Below are 23,025 nucleotides of genomic sequence, written 5' to 3' on the forward strand. Positions count from 1 at the left end.
CTGCCATCCATGGACTGGTTGACAGCTTCGGACCGGGTGTTGAGCACAGAGATCACGCCCACCAAGCTCACGGGAATGGCCGCGACGAGCACAAAAGCCAGGACCATCCACATAATGCGACTCTTTAATCAGCAAGAATAGGCCCTTATCGCGGGCATGAAAAAACCGGCAAAAGCCGGTTTTTTCATGCCTCACTGTGGGCTCACTCCCACTCAATCGTCGCCGGCGGCTTGCTCGACACGTCATACGTCACGCGCGAGATACCTTCGATCTCATTGATGATCCGCCCACTGACCGTCTCCAGCAGCTCATACGGCAGGTGTGCCCAACGCGCGGTCATGAAGTCGATCGTCTCCACTGCACGCAGTGCCACAACCCACGCATAACGACGGCCATCACCGACCACGCCCACCGATTTCACCGGTTGGAACACCACGAATGCCTGGCTCACCTTGTGATACCAGTCAGCCTTGCGCAGTTCTTCGATGAAGATGTGGTCGGCGCGACGCAGCAGGTCGGCGTATTCCTTTTTCACTTCACCCAGGATACGCACGCCCAGGCCCGGGCCTGGGAATGGGTGGCGGTAGACCATGTCGTACGGCAGGCCGAGTTCCAGGCCGAGGCGGCGGACTTCGTCCTTGAACAGTTCGCGCAGCGGCTCGACCAGCTTGAGGTTCATTTCCTCGGGCAGGCCACCCACGTTGTGGTGGGACTTGATCACGTGGGCCTTGCCGCTCTTGGCGCCAGCAGACTCGATCACGTCAGGATAGATGGTGCCCTGGGCGAGGTATTTGATGTTGTCCAGGTGTTTGGCCTGGGCATCGAAGACGTCGATGAAGGTGCGGCCGATGATCTTGCGCTTCTTCTCCGGGTCGGACTCGCCAGCCAGGTTGTCGAGGAACTGGTCCTCGGCGTTGGCGCGAATCACTTTGACGCCCATGTTCTCGGCGAACATGGCCATCACTTGCTCGCCTTCGTGCAGGCGCAGCAGGCCGTTGTCGACGAACACGCAGGTCAGTTGGTCGCCGATGGCCTTGTGCAGCAGTGCGGCAACCACGGAGGAGTCGACGCCACCGGACAGGCCGAGCAGCACGTTGTCGGTGCCGACCTGGGCGCGCACGCTGGCGATGGCGTCTTCAGCGATCTTGGAAGGGGTCCACAGGGCTTCGCACTGGCAGATGTCGAGGATGAAGCGCGACAGGATGCGCCCACCCTGCTTGGTGTGGGTTACTTCCGGGTGGAACTGCACGCCGTAGTAGCCGCGCTCGTCGTTGAACATGCCGGCAATCGGGCAACTCGGGGTGCTGGCCAGGATATGGAAGTCTTCCGGCAGTTTGGTGACCTTGTCACCGTGGCTCATCCATACATCGAGGCCGAACAGGCCATCGGCGTCGATGTGGTCTTCGATGCCGTCCAGCAGGCGGCTCTTGCCGACCACGTCGACGCGGGCATAACCGAATTCACGCAGCTCGGACCCTGCCACCTTGCCGCCCAACTGCTCGGCCATGGTCTGCATGCCGTAGCAGATCCCGAAAACCGGCACGCCCAGGTCGAATACCGCTTGCGGGCAGCGCGGGCTGTCGGCTTCGTGCACGGACTCGGGGCCACCGGCGAGGATGACGCCTTTGGGCGCGAAGGCGCGGATCGCGTCGTCATCCATGTCGAACGGGTGCAATTCGCAGTACACGCCGATTTCACGCACGCGGCGGGCGATCAGTTGGGTGTACTGGGAACCGAAGTCGAGGATCAGGATGCGGTGGGCGTGAATGTCGAGGGCCATAGGAGAAACTCTGAAGAGCAGTTGCAAGCTTCAAGCTGCAAGCTGCAAGTAATCGGGGGCTGCGCGGAAGCTGCATCAACACAGCCCCGCTTGCAGCTTATAACTTGTGGCTTTTAGCTGTCGGCATCAGCCGACCCGATAGTTCGGCGCTTCCTTGGTGATCTGCACGTCGTGGACATGGGACTCAGCCATGCCGGCGCCGGTGATCCGTACGAACTCTGGCTTGGTGCGCATTTCTTCGATGTCGGCGCTGCCGGTGTAGCCCATCGAGGAACGCAGGCCGCCCATCAGTTGATGGATGATCGCACTCAAGCTGCCCTTGTAAGGCACACGGCCTTCGATGCCTTCCGGGACGAGTTTCTCGGCGCCTGCCGAGGAGTCCTGGAAGTAGCGGTCGGACGAGCCCTGCGCCTGGGACATGGCGCCCAGCGAGCCCATGCCGCGGTAAGCCTTGTAGGAACGGCCCTGGAACAGCTCAACCTCGCCCGGGGCCTCTTCGGTGCCGGCGAACATCGAGCCCATCATCACACAGGACGCACCGGCCACGATGGCCTTGGACAGGTCACCGGAGAAGCGGATGCCGCCGTCGGCGATCAACGGCACGCCGGTGCCTTCGAGGGCTGCGGCGACGTTAGCGATGGCGCTGATCTGCGGCACGCCCACACCGGCGACGATCCGCGTGGTGCAGATCGAACCAGGGCCGATACCGACCTTGACCGCGTCGGCGCCGGCTTCGGCCAGGGCCTTGGCCGCAGCGCCGGTGGCGATGTTGCCGCCGATCACCTGCACGTCAGGGAAGTTCTGCTTGACCCAGCGCACGCGGTCGATCACGCCTTTGGAGTGACCGTGGGCGGTGTCGACCACCACCACGTCAACGCCGGCAGCCACGAGGGCCGAGACGCGGTCGCCGGTGTCTTTACCGGTACCGACCGCCGCGCCAACACGCAGACGACCCTGGTCATCCTTGCTGGCCAGCGGGTAAGCCTTGGCTTTTTCGATGTCGTTGACGGTCATCATGCCCTTGAGGGCGAACTTGTCGTCGACGATCAGCACGCGCTCGATGCGGTGCTTGTGCAGCAGCTCGCGCACATCGTTCTTGTCGGCGCCTTCCTTGACGGTGACGAGGCGCTCTTTAGGCGTCATCACTTCACGGACGGTGACTTCAAGACGGTTCTCGAAACGCACGTCACGGGAGGTGACGATGCCGACCAGGTCGCCATCGTGCAGCACCGGAACGCCGGAGATGTTGTGCATGCGGGTGAGGTCGAACAGGTCACGCACGGTGGCGTCAGCTTCGATGGTGATCGGATCTTTCACCACGCCGGCTTCGTAACGCTTGACCTTGCGCACTTCGGCAGCCTGCTGCTCGATGGTCATGTTCTTGTGGATGATGCCGATGCCGCCTTCCTGGGCCATGGCAATGGCCAGACGGGCTTCGGTGACGGTGTCCATGGCAGCGGAAACCAGGGGAATATTCAGCTCGATGCCACGGGTAAGGCGGGTCTTGAGACTGACTTCGTTAGGAAGCACCTCGGAATAACCGGGCACTAGGAGAATGTCGTCGAATGTCAGAGCTTCTTGGCTGATACGCAGCATCGCGGGGGCTCCCGAGCGGGAAAATGGAAGCGCGCCATTATACTCAGACACCCCTCAGGTCTCAATGTAAAACTCTGACATATTTGGGAATACGGATAGGAGGGGTTACAGCTCGACCCTGACCCAGGCGATCTTCTGGTCCAGCCAATCGGCGAACTCATCGATAAAGCTCTGTTTGAACCCCGCCTCCGCCCAGTTGTTGAAGATGAAACCCAGGTTGGAAAACCCGCATGCCTGCAGGAACAGAAAGCCGTTGATGTCATCTTCATGCCCACACAGCGGGCAGGTGAAGTTGTCGGTGTGGCCGGGCATCCAGTCTTCCAGGCTCTCGAACAGCGCCTCGCCGATCTCCTTGAGGCATTGCGGGCAACCGGCTTCTTCGAGAAAGCCCTTGGCCGGGGTATAGATACAGCGTTTGTAGATGATCTCCAGCCCGTTGATCGGCTCGTTGAACGGCAGCGCTTCGGGGTGCAGCACCACGGCGCGGGCGCCGTCGGCCAGGCCGTAAGCCATGCGGTTGCCGGTGCGGCCACAGGTGGTGAGTTCTTCCTTGATGATGTTCTTGCGCACCAGCCAGCGCACGATCGCCCGTGCGCGGGGTTCGTGGACGGGCAAGGTGGAGATTTTCGGGACAAGGATGCTTTGGGAGTTCATTGGAGTCCTGCGGTGTGGCGGCTGGCGCCATCGGGAGCAAGCCCCCTCCACCTGTTGATCGGTAAATGCATTCAAATGCGGGAGGGGCTTGCTCCCGATGAGGCCCTGAAGGCAGGCAGCTTAATCCCTGCCCCACACAGGTCAAGTGCTCAAATACCGTCCGATCAACGCAAGGCCGCTCGCCAGCACCAGCCACGTCACCCCCCTCACAAACGCCTCGCGGGACAGGCGCATGGTCAATCGGCGCCCGAACCACAGCCCCAATCCCATCGCGGGCAACAGGCACAGCGCCAACAGCAACAGTGGCCAATCCGCATAGACCCCGGCCAGCAGAAACAGACTCAAGCGCACCAGCGTACTCGCGCTGATCAGCGCACGTTGAGTGGCCCGCGCCTGTTCCTTGGGCAGCCGGCTGTTCAGGTAGATGGCATATAAAAAGCCGCCACTGCCGAACAACGCGCCGAACAGCCCACCGACAGTGCCCATAGGCACCGACCAGCCCGCCGCCAGTTGTGTCGGACGCGCCTTTACCAGGAGGCTGTAAATCGCGTAGGCGCTGATGAACAGCCCCATCAACAGCAGCAATAAATCCGAATGCAGGTTGAGCAAAAACACCACACCCAGTGTGCAACCAATAGCCATGCACGGCAGCAGCCGCAACAGCTCCGCCTTGTTCACCTCGCGCCGGGTGTGCAGCAGGCCGCCGAACGCGGCGACAAAATCCAGCAGCACCAGCAGCGGGATGATCTTCGACAACGGCATGAACAGCAGCAGAATCGGCCCCGCGATCAGCGCCGTGCCGAACCCGGCGATGCCGAACACGACGTAGGCCAGCACCACACCCAGGCCAATGACCAGCCAGTCCATCCCGTTAAAAGACCAGTGGTTCAACAGTTCGATTGCAGTCATGCAGGCTCCTTGCTCATCGCCGCCCCTCAGCATAGTGCAGCCGCTCATGTGCACAAGGCCGTGGTGATTGCCCCGGGAATACCTATAAACTGCCGCCCATGATTAAAGACCCGTTTGCCCGCCTGGGCCTGGACCGCGAAGTCCTGACTGTCAGCCAGCTCAACGGCCGCGCACGCGTGTTGCTGGAAGACGTGTTCACCAACATCTGGGTTGAGGGCGAGATCTCCAACCTCGCCCGCCCGGCCTCCGGCCATGTGTACTTCACCCTCAAGGACAGCGGCGCGCAGGTGCGTTGCGCGCTGTTTCGCAACAATGCCGCGCGGGTGCGCCAGGCATTGAAGGATGGCCTGGCGGTGAAGGTGCGCGGCAAGGTCTCGCTGTTCGAGGGCCGTGGCGACTACCAGTTGATTCTCGACACGGTGGAGCCGGCCGGCGACGGCGCGTTGCGCCTGGCGTTCGATGCGCTGAAGGAAAAGCTCAGCGCCGAAGGCCTGTTCAGTGCCGAGCGCAAAGTGCCGCTGCCGATGCATCCACGGCGCATCGGCATTATCAGTTCACCCACCGGCGCGGTGATTCGCGACATTATCAGCGTGTTCCGCCGCCGGGCGCCGAACATCGAGCTGACCCTGATTCCCACCGCCGTGCAAGGTCGCGAAGCCATCCCGCAGATTGTGCGTGCACTCAAGCGCGCGGACGCGCGCGGGTTTGACGCGCTGATCCTGGCCCGGGGCGGCGGTTCGCTGGAGGACCTGTGGTGCTTCAACGAAGAAGCCGTGGCACGCGCGGTGGACGCGTGCGTCACACCTATCGTCAGCGCGGTCGGCCATGAAACCGACGTGTCGATCTGTGACTTCGTCGCGGACGTGCGCGCCCCTACCCCCTCCGCCGCAGCCGAATTGCTTGCCCCCGACGCCAGCCACCTGGTGCGTCAGGTGGAAAACCTGCATCGTCGCCTGGTGATGCTGATGCGCAACCGCCTGCGCCATGACCGCCTGCGCCTGGAGGGCATGGCCCGACGCCTGCGCCATCCCGGCGAACGCCTGCGTCAGCAGGCCCAGCGTCTGGATGACCTCGATATGCGCCTGCGGCGCGCCTTCGAGCGCAGCCTCAATACCCGCCGCGAGCGCCTGATTCGCCTGGAGACGCGCCTGGCCGGCCAGCACCCGGGCCGCCAACTGGCCCTGCTGCGCCAACGCCTGGACAGCCTGGCCGAACGCCTGCCCCGCGCCATGCGCGAAGGCCTCAAGGCACGCCGTCTGCAGTTGCAAAGCCAGGTGCAGACGCTACAGGTGGTCAGCCCGTTGGCGACGCTGGGCCGCGGCTACAGCATTCTTCTGGACGAGCGCGGCCAAGCCATTCGCAATGCCGCGCAAACCCACACCGGCCAGCGCCTGACCGCACGCCTCGGTGAAGGCCAATTGCAAGTGCGGGTGGAAGACAACCACCTCACCCCTGTCACCCTTTCGCTACTGGATTGATCGATGCCACGTCTTCTGAGCCTGCTGATGCTGTTGTGCCTCGCGTGCAACGCCCACGCCGACAGCTACATCACCCGAACCCTGAACAAACCGGTGCCCGGCGGCGTTGCGGTGGTCGACCTCGGCCCTGCGGCCGCCGCGCCGAAAGCCAGCTACCAGGGCAAGCCGGTGCTGGTGGTGAAGGAGCAGGACAACTGGCTGGCGATTGTCGGCATCCCGCTGACGGTCAAGCCGGGCAACGAGCGCATCAGTAGCGGTGGGCGCAGCCTGCCGTTCATCGTGGGTTACAAGAAGTACCCGGAACAGCGCATCACCCTGAAAAACAAAAGCCAGGTCAACCCCGAACCCGCGCAGCTCAAGCGCATCGAGGGTGAACTGGCGGTGCAGCTCAAGGCCTATCGCAGCTTCAGCCCCACGGTGCCGAGCAATCTGGTGCTGGACAAACCGGTCAACGGGCCGCTGTCCAGCCGGTTCGGCGTGCGCCGTTTCTTCAATGGAGAAGAACGCAACCCCCATTCGGGCCTGGACTTCGCCGTACCGGCCGGCACGCCGATCAAGACGCCCGCCAATGGCAAGGTGATTCTGGTGGGCAACTATTTCTTCAACGGCAACACCGTGTTCGTCGACCATGGTCAGGGCTTTATCAGCATGTTCTGCCATATGTCGAAGATCGATGTGAAAGTCGGCCAGCAACTGGTGCGCGGGGCGGTAGTGGGCAAGGTCGGGGCGACGGGCCGGGCGACCGGGCCGCATATGCACTGGAATGTCAGCCTCAACGATGCGCGGGTGGACCCGGCGATCTTTATCGGTGCCTTTGAGCCGTAGTCAGCCTGCGAGACATTTTTTTAGCCCTTGAAGCAGCAGGGTTCTCCAGACTACGGAGTGCTTCATCATGCTCTTACATTTACTGCGGAACCCCGACACGCCGAAAGCTCACTTATCCAGCAAGTTACAGGGAACGTGACCCACATCCTTTCAGGCTAGTTGGAGACATGTTCCGTGCTTACGTCCCTCAGTTCACAACCTATCCAGTTACTTCCCCCTGCGCCAGCACCGGCTCTGACGCTTGCTGATACACGTCCTGCAACCGAAAGAGAGACAGATCAACCGCCCTCGGAACCTGATTCGCGGCACTCGGGAAACGGTCTTAATGCGCTGATAAAACCTACGGTAATATCCGTAGAGCCAGCGAGCTTGTCCAACGAGTTCTCAAGACACTTCAAAGTCGGACCCGTCGAGTTTCTCACCTCTGAATACGACAATCTCAGCCTCAAGATGGCCCGACTGCAAGAAAAACAGCCTGCATTCAGAGACTTCGTAAACGCTCAGATTAAACAGGCATTTCCCCAGCTCACATCCTTTGATCCCTCCACGATGTCGTTCGAGCGATCCAGACTGGCCGATGACGGCAGCATATCCGTTGCAGTGTCCAAAGAACCGCTTCTGGATGCGCTGACACGGGCGATTCAGGAAATCTACGCCTACCCGGATAAAAACTTTATCGACGAGCCAGGCGTCACATCGCGATTCATGCTCAAGACGGCGCCGACCGAAGCCGCCCGGTCCGTCACCGCCGCTGATTCACTGCACACAATAGCCAGGCGTATTGCGACCCAGTTCCCAGAAACCGTGAAAAACTTCTGGACCCAACCGAATCCAACAGAAATCCTCAAAGACGCCCCCCAGGATCAGTTGCTGTCATTACACAAGAAACAGCTGTCAACCCTGGCGGCACTGGGCGAACAGGATGGCTATCTGAGTTCGCAAGCCAAACGCCTGGTGGATACCGTACTCCAGTGCCCCACGCGTGAAGAACGCAGCCAGGCGTTCGCGCCAGAATCAAGGCCAGGCGTCTACCCGCTCTTGATCAATGACAACAGCGCCAGCGGTGCACGCTTGGCGGGGGCATGGCTAGTCACCAGCAAGGAAGGTTCTGCACCTGGGAACGACGATGGGCCTGTGGTGCTGTGCACGCCAAGTGAGGGCCTCGAACCCTTCGAGAACAGCGCTCAAGCGTTCCAGGCGCTGGCTCAACGGTTGAATGCACGGGGCACAGCCGCAACCCTGCTCGTAGAGGGTCTGCCTCTGTCGGCACAAAAGACTCACAGCCCTTTAAAGGGCCAGGACCTGATTGCAAGCCTTGTCCCCATTGAGGGCGACGTGATTGCCGATGCGTTTACCCAATTGCTGAAGCGCCAGGCCGATGAGGTTCAAGCGACCCTCATGCAGACGCTGTCCCCGGAAAACCAGATCCTGCACCCGACGCCTCTGCAAGACGCCGATATAGGCGCGGCTATCGATGAAGCGGCAGACTGGTCAGCGCATTTTGATGGCAACAACGCAATGCTCGCCCGTTACGAACGACTGGCCGACAAAAAACAGCCGCAGTGGCTAAAAAGTCTCACGCCGGTTCAGATCCGGGGTTATCAGTATCTTGAACGTGTAGAGCAAAAGAGCGTTGGGAGGCTGGCGCCGATGCTCGAAAAAATCCCCGCGCTGCATCAGTTCGCCAACCAGCAATTGAACCTGGCCCTGCAAAAAAAACACCCTGGGGCGACCGTCGACGCCCAGAAGACAAAAGTTGTGACTACGACGAAGTCGCGCATTCATACACGCTTCAGACACGGAGCGTACACCCCGGCCGACTACAAAACCAAGGAGGTATCGTTAACCGACCTGTCACTGAAAAACCCGACGGCATTTCCCGCAGGCGACAGCAACCAGCACGTCCAGGACACTCTGCAAGCCAAGCTTCTTGATGCCCAAGGCAAGCCGGTGCAGGACCGTGACGGCAACCCCATAGTGCTGAAAACCGCAGAACTCCTGGCATTGGTGGAAGACGCGGATGTAGGGGGCAAATACCTCGACATGCTCCACGCGCAATTGGCACCGGATGCCAGCAACGGTGAGCCGCATAAATTGCGCTCAGCATGGAAACACGCCCTGCGCAGCACCATGAACAAGCATGCCTATCTGGCAAAATTGAGCCCAACGGCCTATTCGGCTTCAGAAGCAGACAGCGCGGGCAAACCACTGGCGCCCCAGTGGGTCAGGGCAGTGATTGATCATCCCGACCCGGCCACACGCCCGAAGGTCGATGGGAAAACCATCATCGCCAACACGATGTCGTTCTACGGCGCTCCAGTTCAGGGCGTCACCGTGATCAGCGACCACAGCCACTTATCTCGAGTCTTGTACAGTCCCGATGCGCCTGACGGCATAGCATGGCGCGCGCTGGCCAGCCAGCAGGAGCTGGAGACATTGATGAGTAAACCAGAGTGGCAAGCCTACTCGCGCGCGCGCGTAAACTCGACACCGCTGGAGTCGCTACAAAAAACGATTGAAGACTATCGCAACAAAAAAATCATCGCCACCCTGGAAAACGCCCAGAAAGCGCTTGAACCGAAAATCGCCTATCTAAGACCCGTTGAGGGGGATCTTCGAGATGCAATGTACCAGCAAGTGTCGGATATCCTGATCAAGAACGCCGATTTGAGCTCGGTCAGCAATGCCGAGGTGGCCAAGGAATCGCGTTATAACAAAGTGATGTTTGGCATCGAACTGGCGGGGGTCTTTTTGGACCTGGTGCCGGTCATTGGCAAAGGGGTCTCGACAGCTTCCAGGCTGACGAAAGCAGCGATTAAGATAATGCGGATGCCGGGAAACTCTCTTAGAAAAACCCTCAGCAAACCCGGCCATCTGTCCAGAGCATTCTCCGACTTCACCGTCGTTGCCACCGGCCAACGTATTCCCACTAGTCCGATTTCACGTCCCGTGTTCAAGCCATCCGCACAGGCGCAAACCCTGACGCCTGGCACAGGCGCCCCGGCAGTGCCGTCCGGCCGGGCTACGCGGGTAATTCCTGCGCCGTCAAACAGCGCCGTTGCAAATCAAGCTCAGTTGAACGTGCCCTCAACGTCTGCCGGCGCGGGCAAACTAACGGTGGCCATCAGCGGCAACCAGACACGGCCGCCGCGCCTGCCGGACTTCAGTCAGCACGCCGCCCCGCAAAGCGTACTTGATGGAACAAAACGAGCGGATGGCACGTTTCAAGTCGGCGACGACTTCTATATTCCTTTCACTGACGGTACTGGCGTGGAGCGCGCTTATAAAATCAGCCCGATCTATAAGCTTGAAGGCGGCTCAGTCAGAGCTATCGATGCAATTTCCGGAAAACAATTCGCGTCTCTGGTATCCACCGGCACAGGAGAATGGAGGCTCAATAAACTGAAAGGTGGAGAAACCGATCTGCCCCTGGACGATTATATGGACAGGATATTGAAGGGCGAAGCAGCAAATGACTTCGACGATCCGGCCGACATCAACAGGCTGACGGAATGGTTCAGGCGTGACATGGATGAATTTTATGACTCTTTTTTCGCCAGGCAACCGGCACCACGCCCGGCAATAGCGCCCGTCAGTGTCGACATAGCCGCAAGTGAACTGATTAAAAACACGCTTTCCCGTCCTGATGTCAACGGCTGGGTGATAGGGGAATCCCATGATCAAGTCGCGAGCCTGGATTTTTTGGTCACCAATATGGAGCACTTCAAAAACGCTGGGGTTACCACGCTTTATCTGGAGAACGCTTATTTCCTGGAACGTTCGCCTACACTTGCCGGCACAGCTTACACAGCAGACGACGCGCACTACCTGTTCCCGCGCCATCTCACTGATAAATACCGCAACAATGCGCTGAGCATGACCGATGTACTGGCGGCGGCGGATAAACATGGCCTCAAGGTGATCGGGCTTGAACACGCCGAGTTGACCGTGCACAGACGCGATTTTGAGGCCAACCTCCAAAGAGAAAACTCTTCTATTGATCGTCTGGAAGAACTCAACTACTTCGCTACTAAATTGATCGAAAAAACGCCCAAAGGAGAGAAGTGGGTAGCGCTGGTCGGCAACAATCATATGAACACTTACGTTGACGACTATACCGGAGGCGCCGTCCCTGGTATCGCGGAGCTTACAGGCGGGTTGGGCGTTTCAGTACGTGACGCGGCCAAAGGAGCCGGCAGCACTACCAGGGTGCCTGCACATACCCACGACTTCACTGAGGAAATGGAGTTATGGGGAGGGGACGTGCAGATTGAACACACTGTTGATAAGTACTTGAGAGCATGACACCGAGGGGCCGGGAAGGCGCGCGTTGGCGCCCTACCCTTTCATTTGCCAATAACAGTTTCACGGCAGGCTGTAGTGGTCAACTAATCCCGGACACGACGTTAAGTTTTTTCTCGGCCTGAGCCGGTGGCAGCCCACCATTAAATTGGTGCGGTCGAATCCAGTTGTACCGGTGCATCAAAAAATGGCTGATATCCTGCTGAGCTTGTTGGACCGTCGCGTAGCCCATGGTCGGTACCCACTCGGTTTTCAGGCTCCTGAACACCCGCTCCATCGGCGCGTTATCCCAACAATTTCCTCGCCGGCTCATGCTTTGACGCATGCGATATCGCCAAAGGCGCTGGCGAAAACTCCGGCTTCCATATTGCGAGCCCTGGTCGGAGTGGAACAGCAAACCCTGAGGCTTCCCTCGCTGCTCGTAAGCCATGTCCAAGGCCTTGATGACCAAGTCGGCATCCGGCTTTCCCGACAACGCCCAACCCACAACACGGCGGGCAAAAAGATCTAGCACAACCGCCAGATACTGCCATTTCCCTTGAGCCCAGATGTAAGTGATATCGCCACACCAGACGTGGTCAGGAGCGGGCACATCAAACTCTCGGTTCAAAATATTAGGGATGTCGGGCCGCTCGACCGTCGCCTTTTTGTAAGCATGCGATCCCGGTTGTTTGCTGACCAACTCCAGCTCGCGCATCAGGCTGCGTACCTTGAATCGCCCGATCTGCTCGCCGTCGTCCTGCATCATGGCCATGATGCTACGGCTACCGGGAGCACTGCGGCCTTGGGTGAACAACTCGCTCACCCGACTGCGCAATCGAAGGCGTTCTACATCCGGTGTGCGGCGCCTGAGACGCCGAGCGTAGTAGCACGAGCGGGTCACTTCAAACACCTTGCACAGCCAATCAACCGGCTCGTGGATGCTCAACTGGTCAATCAGCGCGAACGCTCGAGATCTTCCGACATCAAGAGCGCGGTGGCCTTTTTTAAGATCGATTTTTCCCGCTCAAGGCGAGTAATTCGGGCTTCCAGCTCTTGGATTTTCTGCTGCTCCGGGGTCAGCGCTTTGCTCTGCGGGGTCACGCCCATGCGTTCTTGCTGCACCTGGTCGACCCATCGGCGCAAAGCCGACTCGCCGACACCAAGCGAGCGGCTGGCCTCAATGAAGCTGTAATCCTGCTTGAGAACGAGGTCGGCAGCCTCGCGTTTGAATTCAGGGGAAAAGGTACGGCGTTGTTTGGTCATCTGACACCTCGTTCTGGCGAGCATTCTCGCCTAAATGGGTGTCCGGTTTCATTAGACCACTACAGGCCGCCTTTTTTCGGCCCCTCAACCAAGGATTTCCCGATGAGCAGCACTTACGTTTGGGGCGCCTCGACGGCCCTGAAATCGTCGTGTCTTGCGCGTATTTTGTTTACTGCGTAAGTCGGACGAAGCGCGCCTGGCAACATCTCTTACAAACTCTCGAGGAACGAACCGACAGCAACTATCACTCAGGCTAGACGCGAAGGGAGAGAATCGCTTTTTCGGAACACTACGGATTAAAGTTCCCGCCTTAGGAAGCTTCTGATGAACTTACGCCCGATTGACTCGGATGCAGTCACCACCAGTCAACCAACGTTGAGTTTCGCAGCCCCCCGCCATGCCGAGCACACAGACTCAGTCGTTGAGGCGCCGCACAGCACCATCCCGCTCCCTCCCGGCGCCGTAAACAAGCCTTATGTTGGAGGGATCAAACCGGTCCAGCCGCAACACACTCAACTTTCCGAACACTTCAAAGTCAGTGATACACAATTGCTCCTGACTCAGTACAACACTCTCAATAAAAAAATCACCATGCTGCAAGCGCAGCAGCCTACCCTGAAGGCGTTTATGAAACAGCGCCTTGAACAGGCGTTGCCGGAACAGCGCCCACTCAATGACGAATCCATCGAGTTCAGGATTTACCGCAAAAGCGCAGATGGACAGAAAGGGCTTGTGTCCACAGAACCTCTGCTATCGGCCGTTGCCAGAAAAGTCCAGGAAACCCAGGCCCCCGTCATCAATGGGCAAGAAGGCCCCGAGGAAAGCCCGGGTGTTGAGTCTGGCTTCTATATTGGCGAGCAAAAACTCAAAAACCTGAGTTCTCTGCGTACGATTGCCACCGACATCGGGGTTGGATTTGCAGAGGCCAACAGGACCTTCTGGACCCGACACCGACCTGGCGAAACTTCGTCCCCCCAGAACATGCTGTTGGCGATGCACAGAGAACTGCTTTCGACCCAGGCTGCGCTGCGGGTGGTGGATGGAACACTTAGCCAGCAGGGCAAGCAGCTGGTCGATACCTTCGTGCAGCACCCCAGCCTGGAATCGCGTGAACGTGAAATCAGCGCCGGCTCGCGACCAGGCGTGTACCCGCTCAGAATAAATGACAATACCGAGACCGGCAGCCTATTGCCCGGCGCGTTCATAATCACCGCCAGCGATGGTTCGTCCTCATCCGTTCCGGTCTGGCCGAACGGCACAAGGAACATCAACGCCAATGAGCTGAACGGCCCTGTGGTAGCGATCACATCAGAAAACGGTATCGAAGAGTTCAAGACCCCTGCCCAGGCACTCGAGGTTATCGCCGCGAGGTTGAACCTCAAGCATGAAATCGCAACCCTGTCTGAACAGCCCTCGCCAAAGGCTCCTCAAGGCGATGACCTGCTCCAGCGCCTGGCACCTGTGAAAGACGATGTGATCGTCGAAGGGTTTGTTACAACAATGCTTCAACAAACGCCGAAGATCAGTGAGGCCCTCACACGGGTCATGGCACCGGAGAATGAGGCTTTGCACCCCTATCTGTTAAGTGCCCCCACGGTGACCAGACCGGTAGAGGATGCTGCAGACCTGTCATTTCAGTTCGACGGCAGCAACGCACTGCTCGCCCGCAATCAAAAGCTTGAAGAAAAACTGCAACCTGACTGGTTGCAAAACCTGACACCTGTACAAAAAGCATTTTTTTCAAACCTGGACACCGCAGAGCAGGAATCTAACGAAACACTGTTCCCATTGCTGGAAAAAGTCCCTTCCTTGCCAGCCTTTGCCAAGCAGCAATTGACTCAAGCATTAAAAGAATTGCTCAAAAATCACTACCCGGATAAGGGAATAGACCCCGCTAATATCAAGGTCTCCATACGCTCCCGAACCGCCATTCACACAGGTAGATTTGCCACGGGCGAGCATACTCGGGAGTCAGTTCAATCGCTGTCGCTGGTAGATCTGGCACTGAAAAATCTTAGCGAATGGGATGCTGGCAGCAGCACTCAATACTCCAAAAAAACCATGACCGCCACGCTTTTGGATGCAGCCGGCAAGGCTGTGCTGGACGCGCAAGGCAATCCTCTGATGCTGGATACTCAAGCACTTGAAGCGCTGATCAGACCGCTCGATATGGGCGGCAAATACCTGGAGCATCTAGCAAAGGAAATGGCACCTGACGCCACATCCGGGAACGCGGGGGCACTGCGTAAAGCCTGGTACGCAAGCAAACTGGCCAACCTGAAAAAGGAAGCCTTTGTGGCCCAGCTCGACCCCGCAAACTACCACGCGACATTGACCGATAACACTTCGCAAAAACGCAGCGCCCATTGGGTCAGCGCAACGCTTGATCACACCGACCCGACCACGTGGCCGACGGTTGAAGGCCATGAGATCCGCAGCTATGCGCTGGTCATCGATGGCAAGGCGGTTGAAGGGGCTTTCGTTATCAAGTCCCCGTCTCACCCCTCCCTGGTTCTGTGCACACCGAATGCACCGGACGGGCTGACATTTCGTGAGCTTGTCGACCAGGACAGCCTCAAAAGCCTCACCGAAAAGCCCGAGTGGAAACGCTACATCGTCAATAGAACAACGCCCTTGGACAAATATGAGCTGATTGCAAAACTCACTCAGTATGTCCCCTTCGACCTGGTGACCAAAGCCGCACGCGACCATGAAATAGGCATATCGCTTAAACCCACCAGAGGCCCATTACTCGATCACCTGTATCAGCAGCAGTTAGCGCTGTCGATGGCCAAAGCCGACGCTGCGTCCACCAGCACTGCCGAGGTTAACGCCGCCTCGAATTACAACAAATTGGTATTCGGTATCGACGTTGCGTCGAACTTGCTGGACATGGTTCCAGTGGTCGGTAAAGGCCTCTCGATCATTAACCGCCTGACAAAAGCTGGGATAAAAGCATTTCGCGCGCAAGGCAGAAGTCTGCCGGCACTGTTGAAGAACCCCAATGGCTGGGGAGCTGTCTATTCCGACTTTACGGTCGCGGCGACCGGCCAGAATATCGTCAGGCAAAGAGGGTTGCGTCCCGTGATCAGTCCCCGCCTGGCGATCACCGCTCGCCCTGCTGCACTGGTGAAACCCGCCATCGCCGGTCCTTCCAGGCCCGCCTCCGGCGCCACAGCCACGCAGGTACCTGGCGCGCAAACATCTGCACGTGCAGACCTCGGCGAATATGCAGTTCCCGACGCGGTGCTCAATGGCACGCTCACGCCTAGAAACGGTATTTATCTCGTCGATTCCCCATCTGGGCCTCGCAGCTTTGTCCGGTACACCGATAGTACTGACGTCAACCGTCTCTATGAAATCAGCCCGGTTTACACATTCGAAGGCTCTATCGTGAGGGTCATAGACCCCGTCACACGACGGCAGGTCGCGACGATGACCTCCACCGGCAGTGGAGAATGGCGTTTAAGCCAGTTACCTGGCGGCAGGCGTGGCGCGAGACACAGGCAGAACAACCAATGGCCCTACAATTACGTCGACGGCCTTCTGCTCGGCGCGCCCGACTTTACCCTGAGCACTGCCGCCAGAGGCCAAGCCAATCGATGGTTCAGAGACGGAATGAATGAGTTCTTCGCCCAGCACGCCGCGGCGCCCTCACCCCGTCCGGATATGCCAGCCCTGACACCCAACACATCACCTTCGGAATTAACCCGTGAAGCACTGCTCACTTCAAGCGGCTTGGTATTGGGCGAGCAGCATAATCAGATCGCCAGCAACCTGATGTTGATAAAGAACATGGAAAACTACGCAAAAAGCGGCGTTACCACCTTGTATCTGGAAGGAGGGCTCTGGGCGGACGGCCTCCCGTACACGGAAGGGGACATGGACCTGTTACCTGATCCACCAAAAAACTCTGCGTATATACGCAAGATCTTGACGAGGAAGGATGTGTTTGCCGCCGCCGAGAAATACGGAATTAAGGTACGGGGCCTCGAACACGAACACCTGACAATGCACTCAACCCGCAGCGCATCAGATGATGCCGCCAACCTCAAGCACACCACCGACCGTTTGAAAGAGTTCAACTACTTTGCGAGCAAAATAATTAAACAGACGCCTATGGGAGAAAAATGGATTGCCGTGGTTGGCAGACGACACATGAACACCACCCAAGGGGTACCTGGAATAGCTGAGCTCACCGGAGGCACTGGTATCGGCGTGTATGACGCTGCTCCAGGCGGAACCAGTATCGCCGTTCAGTCAGCCGGACAGGTCCCCGATCCTGCCAGACGGATTACCCTGAATGACCAGGTCGGCGATTATCAAATCCTCCAGAACGTTGATGCGTACCTGAGACCCGCCTGACCATGAAGGGTGCGGCGCTGTAAGGTGTCGCACCCTTTTTTCCGAACCAATGAAAATTGCTATGACTGTATTTATTGCGCAATAGAAATAAATTTAAAAATTAAAAGCAGCGATAAAAAACCACTAAAACGCCATTTATAAGAAATTCTGCCAATCTTTTTCGACTGCTTGCCATCCTCCGCACCGACGGTTAGGGTTGAGCACATGAAAACCTCTCACACCCTCATTCAGCTCCGCCAGCACCGCAGCCTGTGCCTTGTCAGCGCACGACTGCCAGGCTGAATCGATCTGCCTCGTCCAAAGCTTTATTCCCAATAACAGTTTCACGGCAGGCCGCCTTTTTTCGGCCCCTCAACCAAGGATTTCCCGATGAGCATGCTCAAAGACCCGTCTTCGAAATACCGCGCGTTCCCGACCATCGATATTCCGGATCGTACCTGGCCGTCGAAAACCATCACCAGCGCGCCGATCTGGTGCAGTTCCGACCTGCGTGATGGCAACCAGTCGCTGATCGAGCCGATGGACGCCGCCAAGAAACTGCGCTTCTGGAAGACCCTGGTGGCCGTCGGCGTGAAGGAAATCGAAGCCTCGTTCCCGGCCGCTTCGCAAACCGACTTCGACTTCGTGCGCATCCTGATCGAGGACAACCACATCCCCGAGGACACCACCATCCAGGTGCTGACCCAGGGCCGTGAAGACTTGATCGCACGCACCTTCGAATCCCTGCGCGGCGCAAAAAAGGCCATCGTGCACTTGTATAACGCCACGTCGCCGTCGTTTCGCCGCATCGTGTTCAACCAGGACAAGGACGGCATCAAGGCCATCGCGGTCAACGCGGCCAAGCTGTTCGTCAAATACGCCGCGCAGCAGCCGGAAACCCAGTGGACCTTCGAATATTCGCCGGAAACCTTCAGCGCCACCGAGCTGGAGTTCGCCAAGGAAGTCTGTGACGCCGTGATCGAGGTGTGGAACCCGACGCCCGCGCACAAGATGATTCTCAACCTGCCGGCCACCGTCGAGTGCGCCACGCCGAACATCTATGCCGACCAGATCGAGTGGTTCGGTCGCCATATCAATCGCCGTGACAGCGTGATCATCAGCCTGCACACCCACAACGACCGTGGCACCGGCGTGGCCGCCACCGAGCTGGGCCTGATGGCCGGCGCCGACCGTGTCGAAGGCTGCCTGTTCGGCAACGGTGAGCGCACCGGCAACGTCGACCTGGTCACCGTAGCCCTGAACATGTACACACAGGGCCTCGACCCGCAGCTGGACTTCTCCGACATCGACGGCGTGCGCAAGGTCGTCGAGGAGTGCAACCAGATCCAGGTGCACCCACGTCATCCGTATGTAGGCGACCTGGTGCACACCGCGTTCTCCGGCTCGCACCAGGACGCGATCCGCAAGGGGTTTACCCAGCAGAAAGACGATGCCTTGTGGGAAGTGCCGTACCTGCCGATCGACCCGGCCGATATCGGCCGCAGCTACGAGGCGGTGATCCGCGTGAACAGCCAGTCGGGCAAGGGCGGTATCGCCTACCTGCTGGAGCAGGAATACGACATCAGCCTGCCGCGCCGCATGCAGATCGAGTTCAGCCAGGTGGTACAGGCCGAAACCGACCGCGTGGGCCTGGAGATGACCGCGCCGCAGATCTACGCGTTGCTGCAACGGGAATACCTGCAGGCCAACACCCCGTACGCGCTGGTCAGCCATCGCCTGCAGGAAGAGAACGGCAACAGTTATGTCGAGGTGGAGGTCTCGGGCAAGGGCCAGGGCGAAACCAACCTGCACTGGAAAGGCAAAGGCAACGGCGCACTGGAAGCCCTGGTGGCCGGCCTGCCGATTGGTGTGGAGATCATGGATTACAACGAACACGCGATTGGCGCGGGCACCCATGCCAAGGCGGCGGCTTACATTGAACTGCGGGTGAACGGCGAACGTCCGGTGCATGGGGTGGGGATCGATGAAAACATCACCACCGCCAGCTTCAAGGCGTTGTTCAGTGCGTTGAACCGCTCGCTGAGCCAACAGGCAGCGAAAGCGGCGTAACGCCTATCGCTGAAATGCAAAAGGCCCCTGGGTGAGAACTCAGGGGCTTTTTGTTGGGCTTTATATTTGTGGTGTCGGTGAGGGCCTCATCGGGGGCAAGCCCCCTCCCACATTTTGATCTGTGAATACATTCAAAATGTGGGAGGGGGCTTGCTCCCGATAGCGGTCTATCAGACAAACCGAAAACTATCAGCATCCAGATTCGCCGGAAACCGGGTGCGATACGCCGCCAATTCCGCCGCATCCAGGCACACCTGAAACACCCCGTCCGCCTCCCCCGCACTCAGCAAGGTCTCGCCCTGGAAGTCCAGCACCTGGCTGTCACCGGTGTAGCCAAAACCTTTGCCATCCGTACCCACCCGATTCACCGCCGCCACGTAGCACAGGTTCTCGATGGCCCGCGCCGGTAGCAGACGGTTCCAGTGCTGACGCCGCGCGCCCGGCCAGTTGGCGGTGTACAGCAGCAGGTCGGTGTCCTGGGCATCACGGCTCCACACCGGAAAGCGCAGGTCGTAACAAATCAACGGACGAATGCGCCAGCCCTTGCAGTCAAACTGCACCTGGCGCTCGCCCGGGGTGTAGTGGTCGTGTTCGCCGGCCATGCGGAACAGATGGCGCTTGTCGTAGTGCAGCACCTCACCATCGGGCCGCGCCCACAGCAGGCGGTTGCGATGGCTGCCGTCGGCCGCCCGGATGATCACGCTGCCGGTGATGACCGCAGCGTACTTTCTGGCCTGGGCCTGGAGCCAGCGGTGGGTGGGGCCGCTTTCCGGCTCGGCAAGGGTGTGCGATTCCATCGAGAAACCGGTGGTGAACATTTCCGGCAACACAATCAGGTCGGCACCCTTGGCCTGCTCCAGCAACAGCTCGAAATGGTCAAGGTTGGCCTGGCGGTCGTGCCAGGCCAGGGTGGTCTGGACGAGAGCGATATTCAGGTCCGGCAATGCAGTCAGATCACGCATAGTTTTTCGGCTGCTTGTTGCAGCGTTTCCTCGCGTTTGGCAAAGCACAGGCGCACCAGGCGCTGGCCTTGAGGTGGGTGCTGGTAGAACACCGAGATGGGAATGCTCGCCACGCCGTGTTCGCGGGTCATCCACAGCGACATGGCGACGTCATCCAGGTCCGGACGAATCTGTGAGTAATCCACCAGTTGAAAGTAGGTGCCGGCCACCCGAGTGAAACTCAAGCGCGACGGCGCCAGCAAGTCACAGAACAGATCGCGCTTGGCCTGGTAGAACGCCGGCAGTTCGTCAACGTGCTCCGGGTGGGCGGCCATGAAGTCAGCCAGCGCGAACTGCAACGGGGTGACGCAGCAGAAATTGACGTACTGGTGCACCTTGCGCAATTCGGCCGTCAGCGCGGGTGGCGCGACGACGTAGCCGGTTTTCCAGCCGGTGACGTGGTAGGTCTTGCCGAAGGAACTGACGACAAAGGCGCGCGAGTACAGCTCTGCATGGGCCAGCACGCTGACATGGGGCACGCCATCGAACACCAGGTGCTCGTAGACCTCGTCGCTGAGCAGGTAGATATCGCGATCACGGATCAGGTCGGCCAATTGGTCAAGCTCGGCGCGGCTGATCAGTGCGCCAGTAGGGTTGTGCGGCGTGTTGAGGACGATCATGCGCGTGCGCGGTGACAGCGCCGCCTTGATCTTCTCGAAGTCCAGCGCGAAGCCTTGCAGGCTCAGTTGCACATGCACGCAACGGCCACCGGCCAGTTCCACCGAAGGTGCGTAGCTGTCGTAGCAGGGATCGAAGATGATCACTTCATCGCCCCGACGAACCACCGCCTGGATCGCGCAGAAAATCGCCGCGGTGGCCCCCGGAGTAATGGTCACCTCATTGTCGGGATCGACCGACACGCCATAGCTGCGGGCGATCTTCGCTGCCACTTGCTGGCGCAGGGCCGGCAAGCCGGTCATCGGTGAATACTGGTTATGCCCGTTGGCAACGTGTTGGCCCACCGCATCGAGCAACGCTTGCGGGCCGTTGAAGTCGGGGAAACCCTGGGACAGGTTGAGCGCGCCGGTTTCGGCAGCCAGTTGCGACATCGTGGTGAAAATGGTGGTGCCGACGTTCGGCAACTTGCTGGTGATCATGGAAGCCCCCTTCGGGTGAGCTGCCAGTTTTAAGCTGCAAGCTGCAAGCAGGTCAAGCAAGCAAACCGTCAGGCACAAAAAAGGGCTCCAAAGGAGCCCTCTCTCGCCACCACTCAACGCTGCGTTATTTCTTGTCGCGGCGCTTTTTGTCGGCTTTTTTGTGATGAGTCATCAAACGACGCTTTTTGTTCACCTGACGGTCCGTCAGCGTGTTCTTGTTGCCTTCGTATGGGTTCTCGCCGCCCTTGAACTCGATGCGAATCGGCGTACCGACCAGCTTCAAGACACGACGGTAGGTGTTTTCCAGGTAACGCACGTAAGACTTGGGCACCTTCTCGATCTGGTTACCGTGGATCACGATAATCGGCGGGTTGGCACCACCCAAGTGGGCGTAACGCAGTTTGATCCGGCGGTTGTTGACCATCGGCGGCGCGTGCTCGCCCACCGCATCTTCCAGGATCTGGGTGAGGCGGTTGGTGGGCCAGCGGGTGACGGCGGACTTGAACGAGTTCTGCACGGACGCGTAGAGGTTGCCCACGCCAGTGCCGTGCAGGGCCGAGATAAAGTGGATATCGGCGAACTCGACGAAGAACAGCCGACGCTGCAGCTCGATCTTGACGAAGTCGCGCTCGCTGGGCGTCATGCCGTCCCACTTGTTGATCGCGATCACCAATGCCCGACCGGCCTCCAGGGCAAAGCCCAGCAGGTTGAGGTCGTGGTCCACCACGCCTTCGCGGGCGTCCATCACGAAGATCACCACGTTGGCGTCCTTGATGGCTTGCAGGGTTTTCACCACGGAGAACTTTTCAACTTCCTCGTGGATCTTGCCGCGCTTGCGCACACCGGCGGTGTCGATCAGCGTGTACTTTTCGTCATTACGCTCGAACGGGATGTAGATGCTGTCGCGGGTGGTGCCGGGTTGGTCGTAGACGATGACCCGGTCTTCACCGAGCATGCGGTTGACCAGGGTCGACTTGCCCACGTTAGGGCGGCCGATGATGGCAATCTTGATACCGTCTTTTTCACTCGGGCCCGGAATGCGCTTGGCTTCCTCACCTTCGGCGACGATCTCTTCTTCGCCCTCTTCTTCCCCGTCGTCATCCTTCGGGAAGTCGCGCAGAGCGATTTCCAGCATCTGGGTGATGCCGCGACCGTGGGCACCGGCGACCGGGATCGCGTCGCCCAGGCCCATCGGGCTGAATTCAGCGCGGGCGGCCTCAGGATCGATGTTGTCGATCTTGTTGGCGATCAGATAGGAACGCTTGTTGCGCTTGCGCAAGTGCTCGCCAATCATCTGGTCGGCAGCGGTGTAGCCCGCGCGGGCGTCCACCAGGAACAACACGACATCGGCTTCTTCAATGGCCAGCAGCGACTGCTCGGCCATCTTTTCGTCCATGCCATGCTCGTCACCGGAGATACCACCGGTGTCGACAATAATGTAGGAGCGCCCCTGCCACTTTGCCTCACCGTATTGGCGATCACGGGTCAGACCGGACAAGTCGCCGACGATGGCGTCGCGAGTCCTGGTCAGGCGGTTGAACAAGGTGGACTTGCCGACGTTAGGTCGGCCCACCAGGGCGATTACGGGAACCATGCGGCTCTCCACTTCGTTATTTCAGAAAATACAAAAGCCGCTGCAAGGCAGCGGCTGGTGCTCGGGGCAGCATCGTCAGATGCCGCATGCCCCGCCGAAGCGGGGCCGCCTGGGTGTTACCCCAAGCATG

The 23,025-nt window shown here is 59.1% G+C and carries 13 protein-coding genes; 5 read left to right on the forward strand and 8 right to left on the reverse strand.

The window, feature by feature from the left end; translation table 11 throughout:
- Positions 1 to 202 precede the first annotated feature (202 nt).
- The 4 genes from guaA to RHM60_RS11235 form a co-directional block, all read right to left on the reverse strand.
- Positions 203 to 1,780 carry a glutamine-hydrolyzing GMP synthase gene (gene guaA / locus RHM60_RS11220; RefSeq protein WP_003238499.1) on the reverse strand — a complete coding sequence of 526 codons (1,578 nt, stop codon included), beginning with the start codon at positions 1,778 to 1,780 and terminating at the stop codon, positions 203 to 205.
- A gap of 126 nt (positions 1,781 to 1,906) precedes the next feature.
- Positions 1,907 to 3,376, reverse strand: coding sequence for an IMP dehydrogenase (guaB, locus tag RHM60_RS11225; RefSeq protein ID WP_003238496.1), 1,470 nt, complete (start codon positions 3,374 to 3,376; stop codon positions 1,907 to 1,909).
- Between the two features lie 105 nt (positions 3,377 to 3,481).
- A complete protein-coding gene (locus RHM60_RS11230; RefSeq protein ID WP_322214454.1) occupies positions 3,482 to 4,030 on the reverse strand; it encodes a sugar ABC transporter ATPase in 549 nt (182 codons plus the stop codon).
- A gap of 141 nt (positions 4,031 to 4,171) precedes the next feature.
- Positions 4,172 to 4,939, reverse strand: coding sequence for a sulfite exporter TauE/SafE family protein (locus RHM60_RS11235; protein WP_322214455.1), 768 nt, complete (start codon positions 4,937 to 4,939; stop codon positions 4,172 to 4,174).
- Between the two features lie 98 nt (positions 4,940 to 5,037).
- On the opposite strand from RHM60_RS11235, the gene xseA reads away from it, so the two are divergent.
- The 3 genes from xseA (at position 5,038) to RHM60_RS11250 (ending at position 11,547) form a co-directional block, all read left to right on the forward strand.
- Entirely contained in the window at positions 5,038 to 6,417 is a 1,380-nt protein-coding gene (gene xseA, locus RHM60_RS11240) for an exodeoxyribonuclease VII large subunit (protein WP_209984530.1), read from the forward strand.
- A 3-nt stretch (positions 6,418 to 6,420) separates the two neighbouring features.
- Entirely contained in the window at positions 6,421 to 7,242 is an 822-nt protein-coding gene (locus RHM60_RS11245; protein ID WP_209984533.1) for a M23 family metallopeptidase, read from the forward strand.
- Between the two features lie 369 nt (positions 7,243 to 7,611).
- Positions 7,612 to 11,547: a membrane-targeted effector domain-containing toxin gene (locus RHM60_RS11250; protein WP_322214456.1), complete on the forward strand. Its 3,936-nt coding sequence runs from the start codon at positions 7,612 to 7,614 to the stop codon at positions 11,545 to 11,547.
- Between the two features lie 79 nt (positions 11,548 to 11,626).
- Here the strand turns inward: RHM60_RS11250 and RHM60_RS11255 are convergent.
- Positions 11,627 to 12,789 (reverse strand): IS3 family transposase gene (locus RHM60_RS11255; RefSeq protein WP_322212274.1). Its coding sequence is split into 2 segments (ribosomal slippage): positions 11,627 to 12,537 and positions 12,537 to 12,789, totalling 1,164 coding nucleotides; the frame shifts between segments, so codons are not numbered across the junction.
- Positions 12,790 to 13,113: 324 nt separating this feature from the next.
- On the opposite strand from RHM60_RS11255, the gene RHM60_RS11260 reads away from it, so the two are divergent.
- The gene (locus tag RHM60_RS11260; protein ID WP_322214457.1) at positions 13,114 to 17,154 is read left to right on the forward strand and encodes a membrane-targeted effector domain-containing toxin; all 4,041 of its coding nucleotides are present in this window, start codon (positions 13,114 to 13,116) and stop codon (positions 17,152 to 17,154) included.
- Between the two features lie 369 nt (positions 17,155 to 17,523).
- Positions 17,524 to 19,203, forward strand: a complete 1,680-nt coding sequence (leuA, locus tag RHM60_RS11265) for a 2-isopropylmalate synthase (RefSeq protein ID WP_322214458.1) — start codon at positions 17,524 to 17,526, stop codon at positions 19,201 to 19,203.
- Between the two features lie 170 nt (positions 19,204 to 19,373).
- Here the strand turns inward: leuA and RHM60_RS11270 are convergent, their stop codons facing one another.
- From RHM60_RS11270 to der, 3 genes are all read right to left on the reverse strand, one after another.
- Positions 19,374 to 20,165: an amidohydrolase gene (locus tag RHM60_RS11270; protein ID WP_322214459.1), complete on the reverse strand. Its 792-nt coding sequence runs from the start codon at positions 20,163 to 20,165 to the stop codon at positions 19,374 to 19,376.
- Entirely contained in the window at positions 20,153 to 21,301 is a 1,149-nt protein-coding gene (locus RHM60_RS11275; protein ID WP_209984542.1) for a pyridoxal phosphate-dependent aminotransferase, read from the reverse strand. The genes RHM60_RS11270 and RHM60_RS11275 overlap by 13 nt, the downstream gene beginning before the upstream one ends.
- A gap of 124 nt (positions 21,302 to 21,425) precedes the next feature.
- Positions 21,426 to 22,895 carry a ribosome biogenesis GTPase Der gene (gene der, locus RHM60_RS11280; RefSeq protein ID WP_231423471.1) on the reverse strand — a complete coding sequence of 490 codons (1,470 nt, stop codon included), beginning with the start codon at positions 22,893 to 22,895 and terminating at the stop codon, positions 21,426 to 21,428.
- Positions 22,896 to 23,025 lie beyond the last annotated feature (130 nt).

The sequence above is a fragment of the Pseudomonas sp. MH9.3 genome, assembly GCF_034354675.1.
Lineage (GTDB): Bacteria > Pseudomonadota > Gammaproteobacteria > Pseudomonadales > Pseudomonadaceae > Aquipseudomonas.

Bases quoted from the DNA above. Each gene is read 5' to 3' on its own strand.
- RHM60_RS11260 (WP_322214457.1), top strand. From the start codon at position 13,114: ATGAACTTACGCCCGATTGACTCGGATGCAGTCACCACCAGTCAACCA.
- der (WP_231423471.1), bottom strand. From the start codon at position 22,895: ATGGTTCCCGTAATCGCCCTGGTGGGCCGACCTAACGTCGGCAAGTCC.
- xseA (WP_209984530.1), top strand. From the start codon at position 5,038: ATGATTAAAGACCCGTTTGCCCGCCTGGGCCTGGACCGCGAAGTCCTG.
- RHM60_RS11275 (WP_209984542.1), bottom strand. From the start codon at position 21,301: ATGATCACCAGCAAGTTGCCGAACGTCGGCACCACCATTTTCACCACG.
- RHM60_RS11235 (WP_322214455.1), bottom strand. From the start codon at position 4,939: ATGACTGCAATCGAACTGTTGAACCACTGGTCTTTTAACGGGATGGAC.
- RHM60_RS11270 (WP_322214459.1), bottom strand. From the start codon at position 20,165: ATGCGTGATCTGACTGCATTGCCGGACCTGAATATCGCTCTCGTCCAG.
- RHM60_RS11245 (WP_209984533.1), top strand. From the start codon at position 6,421: ATGCCACGTCTTCTGAGCCTGCTGATGCTGTTGTGCCTCGCGTGCAAC.
- RHM60_RS11230 (WP_322214454.1), bottom strand. From the start codon at position 4,030: ATGAACTCCCAAAGCATCCTTGTCCCGAAAATCTCCACCTTGCCCGTC.
- guaA (WP_003238499.1), bottom strand. From the start codon at position 1,780: ATGGCCCTCGACATTCACGCCCACCGCATCCTGATCCTCGACTTCGGT.
- guaB (WP_003238496.1), bottom strand. From the start codon at position 3,376: ATGCTGCGTATCAGCCAAGAAGCTCTGACATTCGACGACATTCTCCTA.
- leuA (WP_322214458.1), top strand. From the start codon at position 17,524: ATGAGCATGCTCAAAGACCCGTCTTCGAAATACCGCGCGTTCCCGACC.